This window comes from Mariniflexile sp. AS56 (assembly GCF_030552475.1).
In the GTDB taxonomy this organism is placed as follows: domain Bacteria; phylum Bacteroidota; class Bacteroidia; order Flavobacteriales; family Flavobacteriaceae; genus Mariniflexile.
In genome coordinates, this window is the sequence record NZ_JAUPED010000009.1 from 87,361 (window position 1) to 111,898 (window position 24,538).

General features: G+C 34.9%; 21 protein-coding genes. 7 read left to right on the top strand and 14 right to left on the bottom strand.

The window, feature by feature from the left end; genetic code table 11:
* Positions 1 to 35: 35 nt before the first annotated feature.
* The 4 genes from lspA to Q5N74_RS12260 form a co-directional block, all read right to left on the bottom strand.
* Positions 36 to 551 carry a signal peptidase II gene (gene lspA, locus Q5N74_RS12245; protein WP_304389126.1) on the bottom strand — a complete coding sequence of 172 codons (516 nt, stop codon included), beginning with the start codon at positions 549 to 551 and terminating at the stop codon, positions 36 to 38.
* Positions 551 to 1,432 (bottom strand): ACP S-malonyltransferase, encoded by an 882-nt coding sequence (gene fabD / locus Q5N74_RS12250; RefSeq protein ID WP_304389127.1) that lies wholly within the window; start codon positions 1,430 to 1,432, stop codon positions 551 to 553. Before fabD ends, lspA begins: the two co-directional genes overlap by 1 nt.
* A 275-nt stretch (positions 1,433 to 1,707) precedes the next feature.
* The gene (locus tag Q5N74_RS12255) at positions 1,708 to 3,264 is read right to left on the bottom strand and encodes an NAD(P)/FAD-dependent oxidoreductase (RefSeq protein ID WP_304389128.1); all 1,557 of its coding nucleotides are present in this window, start codon (positions 3,262 to 3,264) and stop codon (positions 1,708 to 1,710) included.
* A gap of 41 nt (positions 3,265 to 3,305) precedes the next feature.
* Positions 3,306 to 4,202, bottom strand: a complete 897-nt coding sequence (locus Q5N74_RS12260; RefSeq protein WP_304389129.1) for a dihydrofolate reductase — start codon at positions 4,200 to 4,202, stop codon at positions 3,306 to 3,308.
* Positions 4,203 to 4,501: 299 nt separating this feature from the next.
* Here Q5N74_RS12260 and Q5N74_RS12265 point away from each other — a divergent pair, with 299 nt between their 5' ends.
* Positions 4,502 to 4,798, top strand: a complete 297-nt coding sequence (locus Q5N74_RS12265) for an isoamylase early set domain-containing protein (protein WP_304389130.1) — start codon at positions 4,502 to 4,504, stop codon at positions 4,796 to 4,798.
* 52 nt (positions 4,799 to 4,850) lie between these two features.
* Here Q5N74_RS12265 and Q5N74_RS12270 read toward each other — a convergent pair whose 3' ends face one another.
* The 5 genes from Q5N74_RS12270 to Q5N74_RS12290 form a co-directional block, all read right to left on the bottom strand.
* Positions 4,851 to 5,675 (bottom strand): thymidylate synthase, encoded by an 825-nt coding sequence (locus Q5N74_RS12270; RefSeq protein ID WP_304389131.1) that lies wholly within the window; start codon positions 5,673 to 5,675, stop codon positions 4,851 to 4,853.
* A 123-nt stretch (positions 5,676 to 5,798) separates the two neighbouring features.
* Entirely contained in the window at positions 5,799 to 7,322 is a 1,524-nt protein-coding gene (locus tag Q5N74_RS12275) for a NupC/NupG family nucleoside CNT transporter (RefSeq protein ID WP_304389132.1), read from the bottom strand.
* Positions 7,323 to 7,346: 24 nt separating this feature from the next.
* A complete protein-coding gene (locus tag Q5N74_RS12280; protein ID WP_304389133.1) occupies positions 7,347 to 7,967 on the bottom strand; it encodes a bifunctional nuclease family protein in 621 nt (206 codons plus the stop codon).
* A 120-nt stretch (positions 7,968 to 8,087) separates the two neighbouring features.
* Entirely contained in the window at positions 8,088 to 9,047 is a 960-nt protein-coding gene (locus Q5N74_RS12285) for an electron transfer flavoprotein subunit alpha/FixB family protein (RefSeq protein WP_304389134.1), read from the bottom strand.
* Between the two features lie 85 nt (positions 9,048 to 9,132).
* Positions 9,133 to 9,879 carry an electron transfer flavoprotein subunit beta/FixA family protein gene (locus tag Q5N74_RS12290; protein ID WP_304389136.1) on the bottom strand — a complete coding sequence of 249 codons (747 nt, stop codon included), beginning with the start codon at positions 9,877 to 9,879 and terminating at the stop codon, positions 9,133 to 9,135.
* Positions 9,880 to 10,037: 158 nt separating this feature from the next.
* Here Q5N74_RS12290 and Q5N74_RS12295 point away from each other — a divergent pair, with 158 nt between their 5' ends.
* Both Q5N74_RS12295 and Q5N74_RS12300 read left to right on the top strand, forming a co-directional pair.
* Entirely contained in the window at positions 10,038 to 11,015 is a 978-nt protein-coding gene (locus Q5N74_RS12295) for a pyruvate dehydrogenase complex E1 component subunit beta (protein WP_304389137.1), read from the top strand.
* A gap of 63 nt (positions 11,016 to 11,078) precedes the next feature.
* The gene (locus tag Q5N74_RS12300) at positions 11,079 to 13,583 is read left to right on the top strand and encodes a DUF5686 and carboxypeptidase-like regulatory domain-containing protein (protein WP_304389138.1); all 2,505 of its coding nucleotides are present in this window, start codon (positions 11,079 to 11,081) and stop codon (positions 13,581 to 13,583) included.
* A 94-nt stretch (positions 13,584 to 13,677) separates the two neighbouring features.
* Here Q5N74_RS12300 and Q5N74_RS12305 read toward each other — a convergent pair whose 3' ends face one another.
* From Q5N74_RS12305 to Q5N74_RS12315, 3 genes are all read right to left on the bottom strand, one after another.
* Positions 13,678 to 13,980: a PID-CTERM protein-sorting domain-containing protein gene (locus Q5N74_RS12305; RefSeq protein ID WP_304389139.1), complete on the bottom strand. Its 303-nt coding sequence runs from the start codon at positions 13,978 to 13,980 to the stop codon at positions 13,678 to 13,680.
* A 296-nt stretch (positions 13,981 to 14,276) separates the two neighbouring features.
* Positions 14,277 to 14,606 carry a PID-CTERM protein-sorting domain-containing protein gene (locus tag Q5N74_RS12310; protein WP_304389140.1) on the bottom strand — a complete coding sequence of 110 codons (330 nt, stop codon included), beginning with the start codon at positions 14,604 to 14,606 and terminating at the stop codon, positions 14,277 to 14,279.
* 226 nt (positions 14,607 to 14,832) lie between these two features.
* Positions 14,833 to 17,067, bottom strand: coding sequence for a M1 family metallopeptidase (locus Q5N74_RS12315; protein ID WP_304389141.1), 2,235 nt, complete (start codon positions 17,065 to 17,067; stop codon positions 14,833 to 14,835).
* Positions 17,068 to 17,189: 122 nt separating this feature from the next.
* On the opposite strand from Q5N74_RS12315, the gene Q5N74_RS12320 reads away from it, so the two are divergent.
* The 3 genes from Q5N74_RS12320 (at position 17,190) to Q5N74_RS12330 (ending at position 22,120) form a co-directional block, all read left to right on the top strand.
* The gene (locus Q5N74_RS12320; protein ID WP_304389142.1) at positions 17,190 to 17,717 is read left to right on the top strand and encodes an inorganic diphosphatase; all 528 of its coding nucleotides are present in this window, start codon (positions 17,190 to 17,192) and stop codon (positions 17,715 to 17,717) included.
* Between the two features lie 130 nt (positions 17,718 to 17,847).
* Positions 17,848 to 20,214: a sodium-translocating pyrophosphatase gene (locus tag Q5N74_RS12325; protein WP_304389143.1), complete on the top strand. Its 2,367-nt coding sequence runs from the start codon at positions 17,848 to 17,850 to the stop codon at positions 20,212 to 20,214.
* 157 nt (positions 20,215 to 20,371) lie between these two features.
* Positions 20,372 to 22,120 carry a chondroitinase-B domain-containing protein gene (locus Q5N74_RS12330; RefSeq protein ID WP_304389145.1) on the top strand — a complete coding sequence of 583 codons (1,749 nt, stop codon included), beginning with the start codon at positions 20,372 to 20,374 and terminating at the stop codon, positions 22,118 to 22,120.
* Positions 22,121 to 22,127: 7 nt separating this feature from the next.
* Here the strand turns inward: Q5N74_RS12330 and Q5N74_RS12335 are convergent, their stop codons facing one another.
* Both Q5N74_RS12335 and Q5N74_RS12340 read right to left on the bottom strand, forming a co-directional pair.
* A complete protein-coding gene (locus Q5N74_RS12335) occupies positions 22,128 to 22,742 on the bottom strand; it encodes a deoxynucleoside kinase (protein ID WP_304389146.1) in 615 nt (204 codons plus the stop codon).
* A 4-nt stretch (positions 22,743 to 22,746) separates the two neighbouring features.
* The gene (locus Q5N74_RS12340) at positions 22,747 to 23,535 is read right to left on the bottom strand and encodes a hypothetical protein (RefSeq protein ID WP_304389147.1); all 789 of its coding nucleotides are present in this window, start codon (positions 23,533 to 23,535) and stop codon (positions 22,747 to 22,749) included.
* Between the two features lie 162 nt (positions 23,536 to 23,697).
* Between Q5N74_RS12340 and Q5N74_RS12345 the strand changes: the two genes are divergently transcribed.
* Positions 23,698 to 24,534, top strand: coding sequence for a GLPGLI family protein (locus Q5N74_RS12345; RefSeq protein WP_304389148.1), 837 nt, complete (start codon positions 23,698 to 23,700; stop codon positions 24,532 to 24,534).
* Positions 24,535 to 24,538: the final 4 nt, after the last annotated feature.

Below are 24,538 nucleotides of genomic sequence, written 5' to 3' on the forward strand. Positions count from 1 at the left end.
TTGTCTTAATGAAGAAATTACGAGTAATCTGTTGTTTACTTGTCACTTGTTTTTTTCTGCCCAAAACTAACAAACACCAAAATAATCATACCCGTTGTTACCGATAAGTCTGCCATATTAAAGATGCCCGTTCTAAAAACTCCACCTAAATCGATGAAGAAAAAATCGGTTACCGATCCATAAACAATGCGGTCGTAAACATTCGCGATACCACCACCAATAATGCTAGAAAACGCAAAAAGCGACCATTTATCTAAAGATGTATCTTTTAAAATATGACGTAAAACAAACCCTAAAACTAGAATGGGTAAAATAAGTAATAAGATAATTCTAAGGGTTGGGTTTAAATCGCTGCCCATGCCTAAAAAGGCGCCTGTATTTTCAACATTCATCATAATGAACAGATCTCTAATAACGGAGATGCGTTCACCAGGTTGAAATTCAGTACGTGGTTGAATACTTGTTCTTACCAGTACTTTTGAAATTTGATCGATAGCAATTGTAACAACAATTACTAAAAATATGTAAATAGTACGTTTTGTAAACTTCATTATAAACTTGCTGAAGCGGTTTGAGCTTCTCTATTTATTTTTTTCACTAAACCTTGTAAAACATTTCCAGGACCTACTTCAGTAAATAAAGTAGCGCCATCTGTAATCATTTGTTGTACAGATTGTGTCCAACGCACAGGAGCCGTTAATTGTGATATCAAGTTTGCTTTTATAGCAGCTTCATCAATAATCGCACTGGCTGTTACATTCTGGTAAATTGGGCAGTTAGGTTTGCTAAATGTTGTGTTTTCAATGGCAGCTGCAAGTTCTTCACGTGCAGGCTCCATTAAAGGAGAGTGAAAAGCTCCACCAACAGGTAAAACTAATGCTCGTTTAGCACCAGCGGCTTTCATAGCTTCACAGGCTCTGTTAATGGCATCCACATCACCAGAAATAACTAATTGTCCTGGGCAATTGTAATTAGCAGCAACTACAACACCTTCCGTTTCAATACATACTTTTTCAACAATAGCATCATCTAAACCTAAAACAGCAGCCATAGTACTTGGTTGTAATTCGCAGGCTTTTTGCATCGCTAAAGCACGTTGTGATACTAATTTTAAACCGTCTTCAAAAGTTAAAGCACCATTAGCAACTAAGGCTGAAAATTCACCTAATGAGTGGCCAGCAACCATATCAGGTTTAAAGCTAGCACCTAAAGTTTTAGCTAAAATTACTGAGTGTAAAAATATGGCAGGTTGTGTTACTTTGGTTTCTTTTAAAGCTTCAGGTGTTCCTTCAAACATAATGTCTGTAATGTTGAAACCTAAAATAGCGTTTGCTTTCTCAAATAATTCTTGAGCCAAAGGTGAGTTTTCGTAAAGGTTTAAACCCATTCCTGTAAATTGTGCGCCCTGACCGGGAAATATATATGCGTTCATAGTTGGTTAATTTTTAAGTGCAGCAAAAATAAGAATATTTTTTTTAGATGGGAGATTAAAGCTAACAGAGTTTAGCATATCAAAAAACGACTAAACATTTGGGCGTTACCACAAGGGTCGGGCTATCCGTTACAATCTTTTTGTTCGTGCCTCACAAAAAGGATTTTCACTTCTATCCCTAATGCAAAACCCGTCGCAGCGGCATTACTATAAATTATATTTATTTCGCTGCTAAAATCAAGTCCATTTCTACCAAGATTTAAAAATCTGAAAGACTATAAACCTTTTATCGCAGCTTCAGCACAACGTTCGCCATCCATAGCTGCCGATACAATACCTCCTGCATAACCACCACCTTCACCACAAGGAAATAAACCTTCAATTTGTGGGTGTTCTAAATCGTTATTTCTAGGGATGCTAACCGGCGATGAAGTTCTAGATTCAACACCTATAATATTAGCTTCGGCTGTATAATAACCTTTCATTTTTTGTCCGAATGATTCAAACCCTTTACGTAATCTACTCCCTATTAATTTAGGTAAAAGGGAATGCAATGGAGCTGAATTTAATCCAGGTTGGTAGGAGGTAGGGTTTAAATCTGTAGACAAACGCCCTTCAACAAAATCTGTTAAGCGTTGTGCAGGTGCTACTTGACTTCTACCACCAGCGGTAAACGCCATACGTTCTAAGTTCTTTTGATATTCTAAACCTTTCAATGCGCCAAAGTGTTCATATTTAGGTAAATCTCGGTTAACGTCAATTTCTACCACAATACCTGAATTTGCAAACAAGTTGTTGCGTTTTGAAGGCGACATGCCATTTACTACCACTTCACCATTGGCTGTGGCTGCAGGTACTATAAAGCCACCTGGACACATACAAAATGAATATACACCACGCTCATTTACTTGTTGTACCAAACTGTAAGATGCTGCAGGTAATAACTCATGGCGTTGGTCGCTACAATGGTATTGAATGGAATCGATAATATGCTGAGGGTGTTCTACACGAACGCCCATAGCAAACGATTTGGCTTCTAAAGCAATCTCTTTTTTATGAAGTAAATAAAAGATATCACGTGCGGAATGGCCTGTTGCTAAAATAACACGATTAGCAGGCATTTCGCTACTATGGTTTAATTGAATAGCCTGGATTTTATTGTTTTTTATAACGAAATCGGTCACGCGTGTTTCAAAATGCACTTCGCCACCAAAATTTAAAATAGTTTCACGAATGTTTTGAACCACTTTGGGCAGTTTATTGGTTCCAATATGCGGATGGGCATCAACCAAAATTTGGTCGGTTGCGCCATGAAAAACTAGGTTTTCAAAAATGCGACGTACATCACCACGTTTTAAACTTCGGGTGTAAAGTTTACCGTCACTATAAGTTCCAGCACCACCTTCACCAAAACAGTAATTAGAATCTTCATCAACAAAATGGTCTTGATTAATCGCTTTTAAATCACGACGTCTATCTTTTACATTTTTACCACGTTCTAAAACAATGGGCTTAAACCCAAGTTCAATACAGCGTAAGGCTGCGTACATACCAGCAGGTCCAAAACCAATAATATGGATGGGTTTTGCTTTGGAAACATCTTTATATTCAAATTGATATTCGGATGTTTTTGGCAGTACTTCACGAATATAAACAGCGACTTTATAGTTTAATATAATTTTAGGCTTTCGAGCGTCAATAGATTTCCGAAGCACTTTAATACCGGTGATATCTTCTTTGTCAATATCAAGGATACGGGATACTTTTTGGATCAAAATATCACTGCGTTCTTCTTCTTTAAGTGAAATACGAAGCTGAAGTTCTTTTATCATGCGTTAAAATTAACGAAATTTAAGATAGGAGCTAAACAGAATTATTTTCTTTCGTACGTTAAAAACGTAAAATCGAACTCATTTTTATCATCCTTTTTGTGAATCACTGAATTGGTAACTTTCCAAACAGTTGTATCAACTTTTGGGAAAAACGTGTCGGCAGGAAACGATTCATGCACACGTGTTAGTTCAAGTTTATCGGCAACCAAAATAGCTTGTTTGTAAATTTCACCGCCTCCAATAATATAAGGCTGTGGGTCGCTTGCACAGGCTTTAATGGCAGCTTCTAACGAACTCACAACCACAACACCTTCAGGAACCTGATAATTAGAATTTCTAGTAATTACCACGTGCCTTCTGTTTGGTAACGGTTTAGGGAAACTTTCAAATGTTTTGCGTCCCATGATAATATGGTGACCGCTGGTAAGACTTTTAAAGCGTTTTAAATCGTCGCTTATATGCCAAATTAACTTATTATGTTTCCCTATGGCATCGTTTTCGGCTGCTGCCACTATGATAGTAAGTGCTTGGTTGGACGTTTTTGTTGTTTCAATTTTAGGAGCAGGTACCGCTTCCTTTGGAAGTGTTTGCTTTAATTTCTCTATGCCGTCTTTTTGTTTAGCAACTAGTTTATTAAGTTGTTCTTGTTCCCAAGCCTTACCCATAAACTTATGGGTGATAAACACATTAAAAAGGTGGTAAATAAATAAGAATAACCAGATGAAAATGGCATAAACGAACCAATTCAGTTCAAATATTTTAAAATTTTCACCAATACCTAAAACGGTATTTGCCATTATTAAAAATACAGCACCTATTAAAAACACAACAAAATGAATGTATAAACGCTTTTTTTGTTTAATTCGATTTTGAGCATTTTGAATAAGCTCTAATTGATCTTTGTCTATTTGTGGGATGTCTTTCTTTTTACCGAACATAATACTTAAAAATATGGGTAAAGTTAATGCTTTTTAGCGATTCATAAAGATATATTTAGAATCTTAGTTTGATCATTTCATGTAAAGTAATTCGGCTTAAAATGTCTGAAAATGAACAAAAAGTTAGATTTTAGCATTGATAATAACACAAAGAATGTGCTAGAAATATTATGAACTTTAAATATTTGTTAATTGATATTATTAAATTGATAATTCTTTGTTGTTTAATGCATTAAATGATAATGGCTGAAGAATTGTTTTATAAATTTGTGGCATTAAACAACACAAAAAAGTAAATTATGGCTATTACAAAACAATATTTAAAAAGCAAACCAGTTTGTAAAGTAACCTTCTCTATACTAGCAGAAGATGCTAAAAAAGTATCTGTTGTAGGGTGTTTTAACGAATGGAATGCCAAAGCAGCACCTCTTAAAAAATTGAAAAACGGAACTTTTAAAGGTACTGTAGATTTAGATCAAGACAAATCTTATGAATTTAAATACATAATTGATGGTGCATTTGTAAATGACGATGCTGCAGATTCTTATGTTTGGAACGATTTTGCTTCAGCGGATAACGGTGTAGTAAACGTTTAGTTAAATCCTAAACTAAACAAAAAGCGCTTTCATTTATTTGAAAGCGCTTTTTTTATATAGCAACCGCACCCTTAATATGTGGGTGTGGATCGTAATCTGTTAAGGTGAAATCATCAAAAGTAAAGTCAAAAATATCTTTAACGTCTGGGTTTAAAGTCATTTTAGGTAAAGGTCTAATGTCTCTAGATAGTTGCAATTCCAGCTGCTCAAAATGATTACTGTAAATATGAGCGTCACCAAAAGTGTGAATAAATTCACCAGCTTCATAGCCACAAACTTGTGCCATCATCATGGTGAATAATGCATAAGAGCCTATGTTGAAAGGAACACCTAAAAAGATGTCTGCACTACGTTGGTATAGTTGACATGATAGTTTTCCATCGGCAACATAAAACTGAAAAAAGGCATGGCATGGAGGCAATGCTGCTTTACCATTCGCTACATTTTCACTAAAACTTTTCGATGTGTCTGGTAAAACGGATGGATTCCAAGCAGAAACCAACATACGTCTGCTATTTGGATTGGTTTTCAAGGTTTCAATAACCTCTTTAATCTGGTCAACTTCATCACTGTTCCAGTTACGCCATTGGTGGCCGTAAACCGGACCTAAATCACCATTTTCGTCAGCCCATTCATTCCAAATGCGAACACCGTTTTCGGTAAGGTATTTAATATTTGTATCGCCTTTTAAAAACCAAAGGAGTTCATGAACTATAGATTTTAAGTGTAGTTTTTTGGTGGTTACCATAGGGAACCCTTCACTTAAATCGAAACGCATTTGGTATCCAAACACACTTTTTGTGCCTGTTCCTGTACGGTCTCCTTTTTCGTTACCGTTCTCTAAAACGTGTTTTACTAAGTCGTGATATTGCTTCATTTATTGATCTTTTCTTCGGAAATAAAAGTATAAAAAGCATCAAAATTAGACGCCCCTCATGAGAATATATTATTATAAAGTTATTAACTACACTTGTGAAGGTTCTTGTTTTAGAAGGAATTTCTATCCAATAATCATTCCTGCAATAGTAGCAGAAACTAATGATGCGATACTACCGCCAATAAGAGCTTTAACCCCAAATTGAGATAATGTTTTACGTTGTCCAGGTGCTAGTGATCCAATACCGCCAATTTGAATACCTATAGAAGCGAAATTCGCAAAACCGCATAGCATGTAAGTGGCCATGACAATAGATTTTTCGTAGGTAAGGTGCGTTGCATTGGCAACGTCTTTTAACTCTCTTAATTGAATATAACCAATAAACTCACTGGCAGCAATTTTAATACCAAGTAATTGGCCCATTAAAGCCATGTCCTCTTTAGCCACACCAATTAGCCACATGAGGGGCGCAAAGGCATAACCTAAAATAAGTTCGATGGATAGGTTTTGGTAGCCTGTGTTGTTAATGACCCATTGGTTTATGGTAGATACATCACCAACCCAACCTAAAATACCATTGAACATAGCTATGAATGCCACAAAAACTAAAAGCATAGCGCCAACGTTTACGGCTAATTTTAAGCCTTCAGTGGTTCCGTTTGCAATAGCGTCTAGAAAATTTGAACCTATCTTTTCTTGAGATACGTTTACATCGGTATTAACATCCTCTGTTTGTGGATATAGAATTTTAGAAATAACAATAGCGCCGGGTGCAGCCATCACTGATGCTGCTAGTAAGTGCTTAGCATAATAGAGTCTTAAAACAGGATCGTCGCCTCCTAAAAAGCCAATGTAAGCAGCTAAAACGGCTCCTGCAACAGTGGCCATACCACCAATCATAACTAAGAGCATTTCAGACTTATTCATTTTTTCTAAATAGGCCTTTATAAGAAGCGGAGCTTCCGTTTGTCCTAAAAAAATGTTTCCTGCAACACTTAAACTTTCTGCTCCAGATATTTTTAATGTTTTTGATAGTAACCAGGCCATGGCTTTTACCACTTTTTGAATAACACCTAAATAAAATAAAACGGAGGTTAAAGCTGAGAAAAATATAATGGTGGGTAATACTTGAAAAGCGAAAATAAAGCCAAAAGTATCCATGTCTACCACGAGTCCTTCAAATAAGAATTTACTTCCAGCTCTTGTAAAATCCAATACGCTTACAAAAAGTCCGCCTACAAACTCGAATATAGATTTAATGAAATCAACTTTTAAAACACCAATGGCTATTAAAAGTTGAAAAGTTAAACCAACGCCTACTATTTTCCAATTAATGGCTCTTCGGTTACTGCTAAATAAAAAGGCAATAAAAATTAGAGAAGCCATACCTAATGCGCCACGCCATAGGCTCGTTACCGAGAAACCTTGGCTAGGTGTTATGGGGGTAACATTTTCTGCTACGTTTTTTTCTGGATTTTCTTGTGAGCTAACGTTTAAAGTGTCAGTCGTATTGTTTTCTAAAACGGGTGTTTCTGTCTCTTTTATTAGAAGAGTATCTTGAAGAATGGTAGTATCTTTGTCTTGTGCGTTTAATGGTGATGAAAAAACTAATAAAATAAGGGCAATAGACAAAAATATCTTTTTCATAAGAAGTCGAAATCGTTTGGTGTGTTAGTCTCTTTTTGAAATTTCGTCACGAATATGTGCAGCCTTTTCATAATCTTCATTAGCAACGGCCTCTTCTAATAAGGTGTTTAGTTCTTGAAGTGTTTTTCCTTTGAAATTTTCACGAGGTGTATTGGGCTCAAGTTCATTGGCGATTAAATCGTCCATTAAAATGCTGTCTTGATCATCATCTTCATCCTCCTTTTTAGGATTTACTTTTAAGTAAATACCTGCCTTGTCTAGAATGTTTTTATATGTAAAAATAGGTGCGTCAAAGCGAAGTGCCAATGCAATAGCATCACTGGTTCTAGCATCTATAATTTCTTCAATTTTATCGCGTTCACAAATAAGACTAGAGTAAAAAACACCATCAACCAATTTGTGTATAATAACTTGTTTGACAACAATATCGAATCGATCGGCAAAATTTTTGAACAAATCATGCGTTAAAGGTCTTGGTGGGCGAATTTCTTTTTCTAAGGCAATAGCTATAGATTGGGCTTCAAAAGCACCAATAACAATAGGTAATTTTCTATCGCCATCTACTTCGTTTAATATCAATGCGTAAGCGCCGTTTTGGGTTTGGCTATAGGATATTCCTTTTATATTTAATCTTACTAAACTCATAAATTTACAAAAACGCAAAGAACCGTTTAAATTAGGACTTTACCAACTGCTAAGGCAGATTTAAAAATATAATACTAATTTAAGCAGTTCTTTAAACAATACAATTTATAAAAAATTAATTTATTGTTGCGCCTTAAATGCTTTTAATTTTTCAATTAGCTGAGGTACAACCGTAAAAGCATCTCCAACAACACCATAATCGGCTGCTTTAAAGAAAGGAGCTTCAGGATCTGTGTTGATTACCACTTTCACTTTTGATGCGTTTATACCTGCTAAATGTTGAATGGCGCCAGATATACCTATGGCAATATATAGATTGGAAGCTACAGGTTTTCCTGTTTGCCCAACGTGTTCACTGTGAGGTCTCCAACCTAAATCGGAAACGGGTTTAGAGCAGGCTGTTGCTGCGCCTAAAACAGAGGCTAATTCTTCAATCATTCCCCAGTTTTCAGGACCTTTTAAACCTCGTCCGCCAGAAACAACTATTTCGGCATCTGCAATACTTACTTGGTTTGAAGCTTTATCCACCGATTCTACTTTTACAGCCAAATCTGAAATACTAGGCGAAAAATCTTCCGCGGAAGCGCTACCACTTTTTTCAACTAACCCAAATGAGTTATTAGATACACCAACAATTTTCGTATCGGTATTAATGGCAGTCATTTCAAACGCTTTATTTGTAAATGCTGTTCTTTTCACTGTAAAAGGCTCTGTGCTTGACGGTGCTTCAATAACGTTTGAAGCGTAGCCTGCATTTAAACCTACAGCTAAAAGGGGAGCTAAATATTTGCTGTTAGCGCTTGAACTTACAATAATAACTTTTGCTGCTTCTTTTTCGGCTGCTTGTTGAATGGCTTCGGCATACCCTTTTGCATTAAAAACGTCTAATTGTGGGTTCGATACATTTAAAACTTTATCGACACCGTAATTTCCTAGTTCAGAAATGTTCGTAGCGTTTATGGTTATGGCTGTTACCGTAGTTCCCAATTGGTCGGCAACGGCTTTGGCATAAGAAGCGACTTCAAAAGCAACTTTCTTAAATTTTCCTTGATCTGATTCTGTATATACTAAAACTGACATAATTTCTTTGATATTTAAAATTTCAAGCACCAAATTCCAATTTTAAGTGTTGGATTCTGGAATTTGATTTGTTTGAATTTATTTTTTAAATCACTTTGGCTTCGTTATGAAGTAAGCTTACTAACTCGTCTAAATTATCTGGAGCTACTAATTTCACCGCACCTTTGGCTGCTGGTTTCTCAAATTTAACTGAAGCGGTTTCGTTCGCTGAATCAACAGGGTCTAAAACTGTTAATGGTTTTTGACGTGCCATCATGATTCCACGCATGTTAGGGATACGTAAATCACTTTCTTCAACTAAGCCTTTTTGTCCACCAATTACCAGAGGTAAAGAGGTCGATAAAGTTTCTTTTCCGCCATCAATTTCTCTAATAGCGGTAGCTGCATTTCCTTCAATTTCTAAATTGATGCAGTTATTAACAAAGTTAGCATTGGTTAACCCCGCAATCATACCAGGTACCATGCCTCCATTATAATCTATAGATTCACGACCAGCGATAACTAAGTCGTAACCACCATCTTTAGCAACATGTGCTAATTGTTTAGCAACCGAAAATCCATCAGTAGCTGGTGTGTTTACGCGTATGGCGCCATCGGCACCAATAGCTAGGGCTTTACGTAATGTAGGTTCGGTTTCTGGACCTCCCACATTAATAACAGTAACTTGTGCGCCTTGTTTTTCTTTAAACCACATGGCGCGTGTTAAACCAAATTCGTCGTTTGGGTTGATAACAAATTGAACGCCATTGGTGTCAAACTTTGTATCACCTTCAGTAAAATTGATTTTAGATGTGGTGTCTGGAACATGACTAATGCACACTAATATTTTCATAATTATAAGGTATTAGATAGGTATAAAGTTATTGAGGATACGAAGTTAATTATTTTATTCTGAATATTTACTATGCATGCATAATAAATTTTAAATAATTCTTTTAAAATCGTAACTCATTTATTGTTATTTTTGCAATTCGAATTAAAATATATTTAATGAAGACAATTCAATTTAGAGAGGCTATTTGCGAAGCAATGAGTGAAGAAATGCGCAGAGATGAGAGCATTTACTTAATGGGCGAGGAAGTAGCAGAGTATAACGGTGCCTACAAGGCATCTAAAGGTATGTTAGATGAATTTGGACCAAAACGTGTTATCGACACACCTATTGCAGAGCTTGGTTTTGCAGGAATAGCGGTGGGTTCGACCATGACTGGGAACAGACCAATAGTAGAGTACATGACTTTTAACTTCTCTTTGGTTGGTATTGATCAAATCATTAATAATGCAGCAAAAATCAGACAAATGTCTGGTGGTCAGTTTAAATGTCCTATCGTTTTTCGTGGTCCAACAGGATCTGCAGGGCAATTAGGAGCAACGCATTCACAAGCTTTTGAGAACTGGTTTGCAAACACGCCAGGTTTAAAAGTGGTAGTGCCATCTAACCCGTATGATGCAAAAGGCTTATTAAAAGCAGCTATTCGTGATGACGATCCGGTTATTTTTATGGAAAGTGAGCAAATGTATGGTGATAAAGGTGAAGTGCCAGAAGGTGAATATATTTTACCTTTAGGTGTTGCTGATATTAAACGTGAAGGAACTGATGTGACTATCGTATCTTTTGGAAAGATCATAAAAGAAGCTTATAAAGCTGCTGATGAACTTGAGAAAGAAGGTATTTCATGTGAAATTATCGATTTACGTACCGTACGTCCTTTGGATAGAGAAGCTATTTTAAAATCGGTTAAAAAAACAAATAGATTAGTGATTTTAGAAGAAGCTTGGCCTTTTGGAAATGTTTCAACGGAAATTACTTATTTTGTTCAAGCGGAAGCGTTCGATTATTTAGACGCTCCTATTGTAAGAATCAATACTGCTGATACACCTGCACCTTATTCACCTGTATTGTTAGCCGAATGGTTACCAAACAGTGAAGAAGTTATTAAAGCTGTGAAAAAAGTATTGTATAAATAAAATATTAATTTTTACGTTATATAAACTTCATTAGCAATTTTGTTAATGAAGTTTTTTTGTATTATGAGCCCAAAGCTACTAGTAACATTTTTCTTCTTCGGAATTATTTCCACATTCGCCCAAACTAAAGTAAGCGGTTATGTGTTTGATGAATTTAATCAGCCTGTTTCATTTGCCAATATTTTATATAAAGGTTCTACACAAGGTACCATTACAGATGAAAACGGTAAGTTTTATTTAGAGTCTTCAGATACTTGGAGTGCTCTTATCGTGTCTTTCCTAGGTTATGAAACTTTAGAGATTCCTTTAACAAAAAAGGTGAATTATGAATTAAAGTTCATTCTAAAAGAAGCAACCTCAGAGTTAGGTCAAGTGTTTATTGTGGCAGGAAAACAATCAAAAAAGAATAATCCTGCAATAGACATACTTCGTAAAATATGGGAGCATAAACGTAAAAATGGGTTAAAGCATTTTAAACAATTCGAGTATAATAAATACGAGAAAGTTGAATTTGATATCAACACCATCGATAGTGCACTTATAAAAAGCAAGTTGTTTAGAGGTATGGAATTTGTTTTTAACGAAGTAGATACCTCGCGAGTTACCGGAAAAACCTATCTGCCTATATTTATTAATGAAGCCGTTTCAACCGTATATGGTGATAACTTAATTAAAAAAGAAAAAGAAGTTTTAAAAGGAAATAAAAATTCTGGGTTTAGCGACAATCAAATAATTATTGATTTTGTTGATGATTTGTATTCCGACTACGATGTTTACGACAATTACCTAGTGTTTTTTGATAAAAGCTTTGTAAGTCCGTTGTCGAGAACCGGAATAAACACCTATAATTATGTGCTTAAAGACAGTGCGTTTATAGAAAATAAATGGTGTTATAACATTATTTATTATCCGCGTAGAAAAAATGAACTAACATTTAAGGGTGATTTTTGGGTAGCAGACACGACTTATGCTATTAAAGAAATAAAACTTCAGGCGTCAAAAAGTGCGAACATTAACTGGATTAAAGAAATTTATATCGAGCAAGAATTCGATGTTTTAAACGATTCTATTTTTCTAGTGAAGCGCGATTATATGATGAGTGATTTTGCTTTTAATAAGAAAGAAAAATCAAGAGGTGTTTACGGTAAGCGTACAACCTTGTATGATAATTATAAATTTGATATTGAAAAGAACAAGAAGTTTTACGAAACTGAAGTTTATAATTACGATAAGGACGTGTATGACCGTGATGCTAATTTTTGGTCTGAAAACCGTTTGGAAGCATTAAATAAAGATGAAAAAGGGGTTTACAAAATGTTAGACACCTTAAAAACTGTAAAAAAATTCAAAAGACTTTATAATTTTGGAAGCATTTTGGCTTCCGGGTATATCGAGTTTAACGAATTACCTTTAGATTATGGACCCATTTTCTCCACCTTTGGTTTTAATGAAGTGGAAGGACTGCGTTTAAGAGCTGGTGGGCGTACGTACTTTGGCAAAAATGATCTTTGGCGATTGGAAGGTTTCTTAGCCTATGGTTTTAAAGATGATAAATTTAAGTATGGCATGTCAGGAAAATGGTTGGTTGATAAGAAAAGCCGATTTATTATTTCTGGAGGTAATAGGCGTGATGTCGAGCAAACAGGAGCGAGTTTAACAACTAGTACCGATGTTTTAGGTAGAAGTTTAGCATCCTCTTCGGTTGTTGGAACAGGTTCTAATGATAAATTAACTTCTATAAATTTAACCAGTTTAGCCATCGAAATGGAGCCTTGGAGAAATCTTGTTATGCGATTAGGCGCTAGTTATAGAACTTTGTCATCAGCATCCCCAACCTTTAGTTTAGACTATAATACGCCTACAGGTATTGAATCGGATATTATACAATACGAATCTACTTTTTCAGTGTCTTACTTCCCAAAACGTAAAATGACAGGTTTTGGAGTTGAGCGTCTTACTGCTAATGACGATTTTGCTAGCCTATTTGCACAGGTAAGTCGTGGTGATAAAACATTATTTAATAGTGATTTTGATTATACCAAAGTTCAATTTTCATACATACAACCTTGGCAGGTGGGTGGTTTTGGTAGGTTAACAACAACTATTGAAGCAGGGAAAACTTTTGGAGAAGTACCACTTGGTTTACTAAGTGCTATTCCTGGAAACCAATCTTATTTTTCAATTTATAATACATTTTCTCAGTTAGATTATTATGAATTTGTGTCTGATACGTATACATCTATGCAGTTAGAGCATAATTTTAACGGACGCTTCTTTTCAAGAATTCCTTTTTTAAGAAAATTAAACCTTCGAGAAATTGTTGGTATTCGTGGTGTTTGGGGAGAAATTTCAAATGAAAATATAATATTAAATACCACTTCAAATCCAAACAGTATTCCTTTAATAGCTCCAAATCAAAATATGTATTATGAATACAGTTTTGGTGTAGGTAATATTTTTAAAGTATTTAGAATAGACTTTAATTTTAGGGGTAATTATTTAGATGAAGTTAAAAACCCAAATGCTCGTAAGTTTGGAATAACGGGATCTTTTGGATTCCATTTTTAAAGATTAAATGTTCATCTCATTTTTGAGACTTCGTTATATAAAAAAAAGGGCTTTCTATTGAAAAGCCCTTTTTTTATATATAAATTTAATTTTTTTAGTCTTGTGTTTTGCGTAGCTTTTTAACACCAAAAGCAGCTGCTCCAGCTAAAAGGATAGCAAGACCTCCATCTAAAGGGATAGAGTCTGCTCCGTGATCATTGTCCCCAGGATATTTAGGCTGTTTTGGCTGTTTAGGTTGTTTTGGCTGCTTTGGTTGTTTTGGCTGCTTTGGTTGTTTGCTCTTGCTGATATTATAATTATCATTTCCTGAAGCATTTGCGTCTGGACTAAAAGTAAATGCTGCTAAAGCTAAAAGTAAAACAGATATTTTAAAAAAAGATTTTGTTGTTGACATCATGTGAATGTTAAATGGGACTGCAAAAGTAAGATGAATTATAAGTAATCATTAATTTATTCGCTATAATGCCTTTTTTTTTCTTTAAAACTGGATTTTTTCTAATTAATAAAAGTATTTTCGATGAATTTTAGCTGTTTTTTAAATGAAGCTAAAAATTAAAATATTCATAAGTTTGGAACTAAAGGATCTTTTGGATTCCATTTTTTAAGATTATATGTTTATCTTATTTTGAGACTTCGTTATAAAAAAAAGGGCTTTCTATTGAAAAGCCCTTTTTTTTATATAAATTTAATTTTTTAATCTTGTGTTTTGCGTAACTTTTTAATACCAAAAGCAGCTGCTCCAACTAAAAGAATAGCAAGACCTCCATCTAAAGGAATAGAGTCTCCATTATTTTTATCTTTTTTTGGTCCCGTATTTCCGACAGGCTTATCATTTCCTTGATTTCCACCATGTTCCGTGTTTCCTGTTGCTGCCCCATCATAATTACCGACTCCATTACCGTTGTTACCGTTTACTTTGGGTTTGTCGTTCTTACCATTACCAGCATATGAATTAACCGTAAACGCTAAAATTGCTGTTAAAAAAGTTAGATTTTTTAAATAAAAGGTATATTTAGTTTTCATTTTTTATAGATATAAGAATATTATAATAATAAAAATATCTAATAATTATTTGTTTTTTTGTTTTTTTCGTTGAAATGCAATTTTATGCTTTCATTTGCTTTTATTCTGCTTATTAACAGGGAGTTATGATGCTTTTTTTTTGATTAATGTTTTTTAGAATAGATACTACATTTACTTTAAGGTAAATTAGGAGTATATTATATGTTGTAATTAGCAACCGGAAAACCTATTTCCCAGTCTTTTTATTTTTAAAATTTTCAAACTCCGATTTGGTTTCTTCTTTCGGAAAACTATCATTGGTGGTATCGGTGTCAGCGAATTCAAAATTTGGGTCTAAATTTACTTTTCGTACTTCTTTGGCTTTAATGAATGTTTTTTTAATTTCATACTCGTTAGTCCTCCAAATTTCTGCTGGTAAACGGTCAATTTCGGTGCTACCATCAGTATATACCCATTCTATGGTTACAGGCATTACAAGGCCTCCAATGTTTTTTATAGTGACTTCATAAATGTTTTTATCGACTAATTGTTTTCTTATTTCTGTATCATTTAAACGGGACAAGAATTCGCCATAAGCATTATCAGGGGTTGTGGTCATCGTGATAACTTCGGGGCCATTAGAGAAATCTTTAGCTTCACTATTTGTGTTTTTCCCTTGAGCCGTAATTTTTACCTTTTTGCGTTTGTTTTGATCTTCGATATTACTGTCTTTCTCATAAACTTTAAACCATTTTACTTCGCTCAATTCCATGTCTACATGATCTGTAGTGAAAAACCAGCCTCTTAAAAACCAATTTAAATTGGTAGCTGTAGCATCTTCCAAGGTTCTAAATAAATCACTTGGGTTAGGGTGTTTGTATTTCCAACGGTTTGCATATTCCTTAAAAGCTTCATCAAACAATTCTTTACCAATTATCGAATTTCTAAGCATTTGTAAGCCCACTGTTGGTTTAATATAGAAATTATTTCCAAATTGATTTAAGAGTTCTGTATCTGAAGTTGTCATGATGGGGCGTAAAATATTTTTATCTCCACTCATAAATGGTACGATGCTTTTTGGTGTTGTACTATTGAAAGAGGGATAACGTTCGGCGACGGTGCGTTGATGTAAAAAGGTGTTTAAACCTTCGTCCATCCACATCCATTTGCGTTCATCTGAACTCACTATCATAGGGAACCAATTGTGTCCAACCTCATGAATAATAGTTCCAATCATGCTTTGTTTTGCGGCGTCGCTTATTTTACCATTTTTTGGGCGTCCGCCATTAAAACTAATCATAGGGAATTCCATGCCGATATTCGAGGTGTTTACAGAAATAGCCACTGGGTAGGGATAATCGAATGTAGCTTCCGAGTATACTTCTAAAGCATGCTTCACAGCCTTCGTAGATTCTTCTTTCCAAACAGGTAAACCTTCACTTGGGTAAAAAGACATGGCCATGACGGTGTTGGTTGGTAGTTTTACAGCTTGAGCATCCCAAATAAATTTACGAGACGATGCGAAGGCAAAATCTCTAACATTGGTGGCATTGAACTTCCATGTTTTTTGCTTGCTAGCTTTGTTTTTTTCGTTAGTAAGGGCTTCTTCTCGTGTAATAATCATTACTGGCTCTTGGAATGATTTCTTAGCGTTTTCTAGTCTGCTACGTTGTGTTTTAGTTAATACAGCATCACTATTTTGTAGGGTGCCTGTTGCTGCAACAATGTGATCTTCTGGCACGGTGATTTCAACCTCATAATCTCCGAATTCTAAAGCAAATTCCCCTAATTTTTGAAATTGTTTGTTTTGCCAACCTTCAGTGTCATTATAAACAGCCATTCTTGGAAACCAATGCGCGATAAGATAGACGGTGTTGTCATCTTCGGGGAAATATTCGTAACCTTCTCTAGATAATAAGTACATGCTTCTATCTGTAATAGGGTAGGACCAAGCAATTGAAAAACTAGTGGATGTTCCAGATTTAAGAACAGTGTTCAAAGCCACTTTCATCATGGTGTTGTTAACCATCGATTTCATGTTTTTCCCGTCGGAATCTTGTATGGATTTAATGGAATAACCAGCTGGAAAATCGATAGTTCTTGTAAGAAATTGCATTTGCCTAGTTGTGATGGAATCTTTGATATTGTTTGAAAAAGAACCAAAATCTTCATTGCCTTTTTTGTTAACATTCTGTTCTAATTGAAGCCATAAATAACTTAGATCATCGGGCGAATTATTAAAATAAGTAATGGTTTCTTCTCCAGAAATAGTATTGTTTTTTTCGTTAAGAATAACCTTTATTTTATAATTCGCTTGTTGCTGCCAATAGTCTTTGCCTGGTGCCCCACTCGCAGTTCTATACGTGTTAGGTGGCGCTATCATTTGGTCAATAGGTTCAAACTTACCTTGCCATGGTTGGTTTTGAGCCTGGGTGATGGTAATTATTAGGAATGAAATTAATGTTAAATAAAGATGTCTCATAAATTAAAATTGTTGAATTAGTCACGTACAAGATAACAAATTATTAATATAAAACATTCTGTTTTTATTGCTTAAGGTTAAGGTGTTCAGTATCTTTGTGCCTATAAATAAGAAATAAATATATGAGCGAAATAACCCCATTAACTTTTGATGTATTAATTGAAATACCTAAAGGAAGTAGAAATAAGTATGAGTATGATTTTACTTTACATAAAATTCGTTTTGACCGTACCTTGTTTTCATCTATGATGTATCCAGGTGATTATGGTTTTATTCCTGAAACTTTAGCTTTAGATAAAGATCCATTAGATGTATTAGTTTTAGGTATTGAGCCTACTTTTCCAATGGTTGTTATGGAAGTGAAGCCTATTGGTGTTTTTTATATGACGGATGAAAAAGGTCCTGATGAAAAAATTATTTGTGTACCAGTTTCAGACCCTGTTTGGAGTAATAGAGAAGATATTTCTGAATTAAACCCACACAGACTTAAAGAGATTGAGCACTTTTTCCAAGTTTATAAAGATTTAGAGAAAAAGAAAGTTGATGTTGGTGGTTGGGGAGATGCTTCAGAAGCCGTTAGAATTTACCATGAATGTGTAAAACGATACGATGATAGTGACCACAAGAAAAAGCGAACTTTCACTATATAATTGAGATATTCTCAGTATTATTAAAAATAAATGAACCATCTTTAATTAAAGGTGGTTTTTTTTATCACTTATATTTTCCTATTTTTAGCTCCGTTAAAAAAAATAATTAATTTAAACTAACTAACTTAATATGGAATTAATAGTAAAATTTTTACCGCTTTTCGGTGTCTTAGCACTGGCCTTTGTATTTGTAAAAAGTGCTTGGGTAAATAAACAAGAAGTGGGTGATGCAAAAATGTCACGTATAGCGAAGAATATTGCAGACGGAGCCATGGCATTTTTAAAAGCAGAATACAAGGTTTTAGCAATTTTCGTGGTAGCAGTAGCTGTCTTATTATATTTTAAAGGTACTTCAGAGGTAGGTTCTAGCGGAATGGTAGCGCTATCATTTATCGTAGGGGCTATTTGTTCAGCCTTAGCTGGATTCATTGGTATGAAAGTAGCAACCAAAGCGAATGTTAGAACAACACAAGCAGCAAGAACATCATTAGGGCGTGCCTTAGAAGTTGCGTTTGCTGGTGGTGCTGTTATGGGCTTAGGTGTCGTAGGCTTAGGTATTTTGGGCTTAAGTGGCTTATTCATGGTATATCAAGAGTTATGGCCTGGTGCTGAAAATCTAACCTTAGTATTAAATGTGCTTTCAGGATTTTCATTAGGTGCATCATCTATTGCTTTATTCGCACGTGTAGGTGGTGGTATTTATACGAAAGCTGCCGATGTTGGTGCCGATCTTGTTGGTAAGGTGGAAGCTGGTATCCCAGAAGATCACCCGTTAAACCCTGCAACTATTGCAGATAACGTTGGAGATAACGTTGGTGATGTTGCTGGTATGGGGGCCGATTTATTTGAATCGTATGTTGGGTCTATCATAGGAACCATGGTGTTAGGTGCTTTCATTTTAACACCTGATTTTGATGGGCTTGGGGCTGTGTATTTGCCATTAGTACTTGGAGCAGTAGGTATTGTAATGTCTATATTAGGTACTTTCTTTGTAAAAGTAAAAGATGGAGGAAACCCACAAACAGCTTTAAATATTGGTGAATTTGGTTCAGCCGGATTAATGGTTATAGCTTCTTATTTTATTATTAATGCTTTAATTCCTGAAACTGTAGAAGGTTTACCTTTCGGTGCTATGGGTGTGTTTTGGGCAACCATTGCTGGTTTAGTTGCTGGTTTAGGTGTTGGTAAAATTACAGAGTATTATACGGCCACAGGTAAAAAGCCTGTAATGTCTATTGTTGCGCAGTCTGAAACAGGCGCAGCTACAAATATCATCGCTGGTTTAGGTGTTGGAATGATGTCGACCATGATTCCTATTCTTTTAATTGCTGCTGCTATTATGGTGTCTCATCATTTTGCAGGTTTATACGGTATCGCTATTGCAGCGGTAGGTATGTTAGCAAACACAGGGATTCAATTGGCTGTTGATGCTTACGGACCTATTTGTGATAATGCAGGTGGTATTGCTGAAATGGCTGAATTACCAAAAGAAGTACGTGAGCGTACCGATAAATTAGATGCTGTTGGTAATACAACGGCTGCAGTTGGTAAAGGTTTTGCTATTGCTTCTGCCGCTTTAACAGCTTTAGCATTATTTGCTGCTTTTATGAAAACAGCAGGTGTAACGGCTATTGATGTATCTCAGCCTAAAATTATGGCTGGGTTATTAGTTGGTGGTATGTTGCCATTTGTATTTTCTGCGTTATCAATGAATGCAGTAGGTCGCGCGGCTATGGCCATGATTGAAGAAGTTAGACGTCAATTTAGAGATATTCCACAATTAAAAGCGGCACTAGTAGTGATGCGTAAATACGATTCAGATATGACTAAAGCGTCAGCTGAAGATAGAGCTATTTTTGATGCTGCTGATGGTGTTGCCGATTATGGAAAATGTATTGATATTTCAACAAAAGCGTCTATTAAAGAAATGGTATTACCAGGTTTATTGGCCATTGTTGTGCCAGTAGCTGTAGGATTTATTGGTGGTGCTGAAATGTTAGGAGGTTTACTTGCAGGGGTTACTACCTGTGGGGTGCTTATGGCTATCTTTCAATCGAACGCCGGTGGTGCTTGGGATAATGCTAAGAAAACCATTGAAGAACAAGGAAAGAAAGGTACAGATGCTCACAAAGCTGCTGTAGTTGGAGATACTGTTGGAGATCCTTTCAAGGATACTTCAGGACCTTCTTTAAATATTCTATTAAAGTTAATGTCTGTGGTAGCTTTAGTTATTGCGCCAAGTATTGCTTTAGATTCTGATGTTGTTGCAGCTTATGTTTCAAATAATGCTCCGGAGATTACTGAAATTATAAAAGAGGTAAATGTAGATATGAATAAAAATGATGATGGCACTGTAAAGGCGGTAGTTACTACAGTAACTACTAAAAACGGTGAGAAATCTACAAGTTATGAAACCTTTCAAGGTGATGAGACTGAAGTGAGAGCAAGTATTGCTTCTTTAAAAGATAATGAGATTGAAGTTAAAGTCGTAAAATAGGCTTTTCAATAATAATTATTTAATAAAAACCACGCTTAAGGCGTGGTTTTCTTTTTTCTGTATATTAATTTTTCTTTTTTCCACTTTATAATTGGTAAAAGTTACTATATTTGAATTGGTTAACCAGATTGGTTTTCCAATTAAAATATAATATATCATGAAAAACAGAGTCTTTTTAATCGTGTTGTTATTTGTTTTTAAGGCACAGTCACAGGTGGTTAGTAATAATACGCAATTACAAGCAGCAATTTCTAATGCGAAAGCGGGTACTGTTATCGAGTTAACGGATGGTACTTGGAATAGCATCCAAATTTCTATTAAAGTGACTGCAACCCAGTCTCAACCTTGTATTATAAAAGCTCAAAACCCAGGGAGTGTGTTTTTCGAAGGGAGAACAAATATTAGTTTAGGGGGCGCCTATGTTATTTTTGAAGGTATTGTTTTTAGAAATGCTTCAGGACTTATTTCAAGTAGTGGAAAGATTGAACCTATAATTGAATTTAGAGATTCTAGTAATGCGAGTTGTACGAATTGTGAAGTTCGAAATGTGAAGATTGATTCCTATAACGGAACGGTTGCTCAGCAAGTTGATACCTTTAAATGGATTGTTCTTTATGGAACCTACAATCAAATAAGCTATTGTTCTTTCATAGGTAAAAATGGTGTTGGTAGTATTATTAATGATAATCGCGATGGTACTAATGCTAATTATTCTAAAATTCATCACAACTATTTTGCTGATAGAGTTCCTGTTAATAATGATGTAAACGGATTGAATGACCAAGATGCCATTCGAATTGGAAGTAGTAGTACATCGCTTTCAGACTCTTATACTGAAGTTTATGATAATTTATTTAACAATTGGTCTGGTGAAGTTGAAATTATTTCAAATAAAAGTGGAAGAAATAAGTATTACAACAATACGTTTAGAGAATATCAAGGCACTTTAACATTAAGGCACGGTAATAATTCTGAAGTTTATGGCAACTACTTTTTTGCCAATAACAGAGAGTTTTCTGGAGGCATACGCATTATAGGCGAAGGGCATAAAATATATAATAATTACATAGAAAACACGAATTATAAAAAACCTGGAGGTTCAGGCTCGAGTGCTACAGGTGGAATTAGTGTTTCTAACGGAAAACCAAGTTCTGCACTTAATGAGTATTATCAAGTTAAAAACGTACAAATTGTAAATAACACCATGGTTAATTGCGATTTGTCTATGCGTATTGGTACTAAAATAAATAGCGATTTAACTTTAGCTCCAGAAAATTTAATAGTAGCGAATAATATCATGTTGAATTCTAGTATTTCAGCATTACAGGAAACAACTAAACCAACAGGAGCATCTTCAATCTATCAAGGGAATATTACTCAAAATGGTTCTTGGGATTTAACAAATAATGTGAATTCTAATAAAACAGTGAGTTCAGGGTTATTAACGAGCGGAACAGATTTTTATAGAATACAGTCTGGAAGCCCTGCTATAAATACAGGTGTTGGAAGTTATACCTTTTTAACAGCCGATATTCTTGGTGGTACTCGAGAAGTTGCCTTTGATGCTGGAGCAGAAGAGTTTGGTGCTACCGGAACATTAAAACCATACAAGGTGTCCGATATTGGGACAAAACTTGGTTTTGGAGCTTTAAATGCGCTTTCGGTTAATGAATATGCTAAGGTGAAACCTCTTCTTAAAATTTATCCAGTACCAACTATGGATGAATTAACTATTTCATCTTCACAAAATACCATTAAAACGTTAGAAGTGTTTGATGTGACCGGTAAAATATTATTGAAAAAAACGAGTGATTCCAATATTGAAAAAATCAATGTAAGTAGCTTCACAAAAGGTGTTTATTTTGTGAAAGTAGATGGGGTTACAAGTCGTTTTATTGTTGAATAAATAGGAGCTAGAATAAACCGTTTATTTCTGCATCTATGGTGTTAATTACATAGCCTAAATCTTCAGGATTGTCTACAAAATCTAATTTATCAACATCAATAATTAAAAGTTTGCCTTTAGTATAACCATGTATCCAAGCTTCGTAACGTTCATTTAATCGGCTTAAATAATCAATACTAATGGTGTTTTCATAATCGCGGCCACGTTTGTGAATTTGCGCTACTAAATTAGGAATACTGCTTCTAAGGTAAATCATGACATCAGGACCTTTTACCAACGATTCCATTAAATCGAAAAGCGATTTGTAGTTTTCGTAATCACGGTTGGTCATTAAACCCATGGCGTGCAAATTGGGTGCGAAAATATGAGCATCTTCGTAAATGGTTCGGTCTTGAATAATGTCTTTACCACTTTCTCGAATTTGTAAAACTTGACGAAACCTGCTATTTAAGAAATATACTTGTAAATTGAAACTCCAACGTTCCATTTGGTTATAAAAATCATCTAGATATGGGTTGTCTACAACATCTTCAAGTTGGGCTTCCCATTTATAATGTTTAGCAAGTAACTTTGTAAGTGTGGTTTTTCCGGCGCCAATATTTCCAGCAATTGCAATATGCATAAGGTTAGTCGATTTTTAATTGGTATTTATGTAGGGTTTCGTCGCTGTAAATATACAAGGTTTCGTTGGTTACAAAAAACTGATTTATCAACAAATTAGGCAGTGCAATAGGGGTGATTGTATCTGTATCTTTTTTTAAATAGAACAAACGGTTATCTTTCTTAAAAACAAGGTTTTCGTTGTCTGTTGCTAGTGATTCATATCCCTTGTTTCCTATCTTTTTTAATAGATTTCCAAAATAATCATACACGTATAGTTGTGTTTTGGTAAGTACCCAACACTGGTTGTAGTTACTTTTTATGTCTATAACAGTATTTTTTATGGGTAAAGTTTGCGCGCGCGTGGTTTTGGTTTTATAATCGAACAGTTCTAATTGCTGTGTGTTTTCATTAAAAATCCACAAAGTGTTATCAGCCCCTGTAGAAACGTGCGATACATTTTTGTAATCGGGAAGGCTATTAAAATCAACTTTAAATATTTCGGCTAAGCGATTATCTAAAATTAAAACCGTATTAAAATCTTTGTAAAAAACATTGATTTTTAAAGGGTTGAAGGTGTTTACAGTGGTTATGTTGCCTAGTTGAAAGTTGCTATATCCAATATCAATGCCTTTGGTTTCTGTAGTCTGCTTAAATAATACATTTTCTAAAATGTAGAAAGTGGTATTAAAGTTATTGGTGCTCACAAAAACGTTAGCATCTAGCTTGGTTTCTTCAATCAATAAGGCTTCAATGGGGTTTTGTGCACTTACCGAGAGGGAAACAATAAAAAGGATGTGTAAGAAGTATTTCATAATGAAGCGAAAAATACGAAATTTCACAAAATAATTCAGACATTCGTTGGTAATTAGCGGTGTTAATTAATTTAAGAACACTTTAACATTTCTGTTTTTAAACTAAATACTGCGAATTAAGTCTAATTAATTTTAAATCAGAATTTAAAAAGCTAATAAGCTATGAAACACCATTTTATTAAAATAAGTATAACTTGTTTTGCCATTTTTGCTTCCGTTATGGCATTTGCTCAAAAAGATTTTCAAGGAAAAGCCTATTACGAATCTAAAACTTCTGTGGATATGAGCAGTTTTGGTGGCGGTGATATGAGCGATGAACGCAGAAAACAAATTGCAGACCGCATGAAAAGTATGCTTGAAAAATCATTCATATTAACCTTTAACCAATCGGAATCTTTTTATAAGGAAGAAGAAAAGCTAGAAGCTCCAGGAAGTGGAGGTAGCAGATGGGGTGCTATGATGGGAAGCTTTACAGGCGGGCCACAATATAAAAGTGTTAAAAACAGATTGCTTTTACAAGAACAAGAGTTTTTTGGAAAGCAATTTTTAATAAAAGATTCATTGCCCAAATTAAATTGGAAAATGGAAGGTGAAACAAAACAAATAGGTCAATATACATGTTTTAAAGCCACGGTAACCAAAACGATTGATGCTACAGATTTTACAAGTTTTAGAAGACCGCCAAACAGCGAAGAGGAAACTGCACCAGCAACTAAAGAGATAGAAATAGTCGCCTGGTATACCATGCAGATTCCTGTGAATTTAGGACCTGATGATTATTGGGGATTACCAGGATTAATTTTGGAAGTAAATGCAGATAAAACAACTATTTTATGTTCTAAAATAGTGCTAAACCCAGAAGATAAAGATGCTATTAAAGCGCCTTCAAAAGGGAAAGAAGTTACAAAAGCAGAGTACGATGCTATTGTGAAAAAGAAAACCGAAGAAATGCGCGAAAACTTTAGGTCTAATAGAGGTGGCGGCGGTGGCCGTAGATAAAATC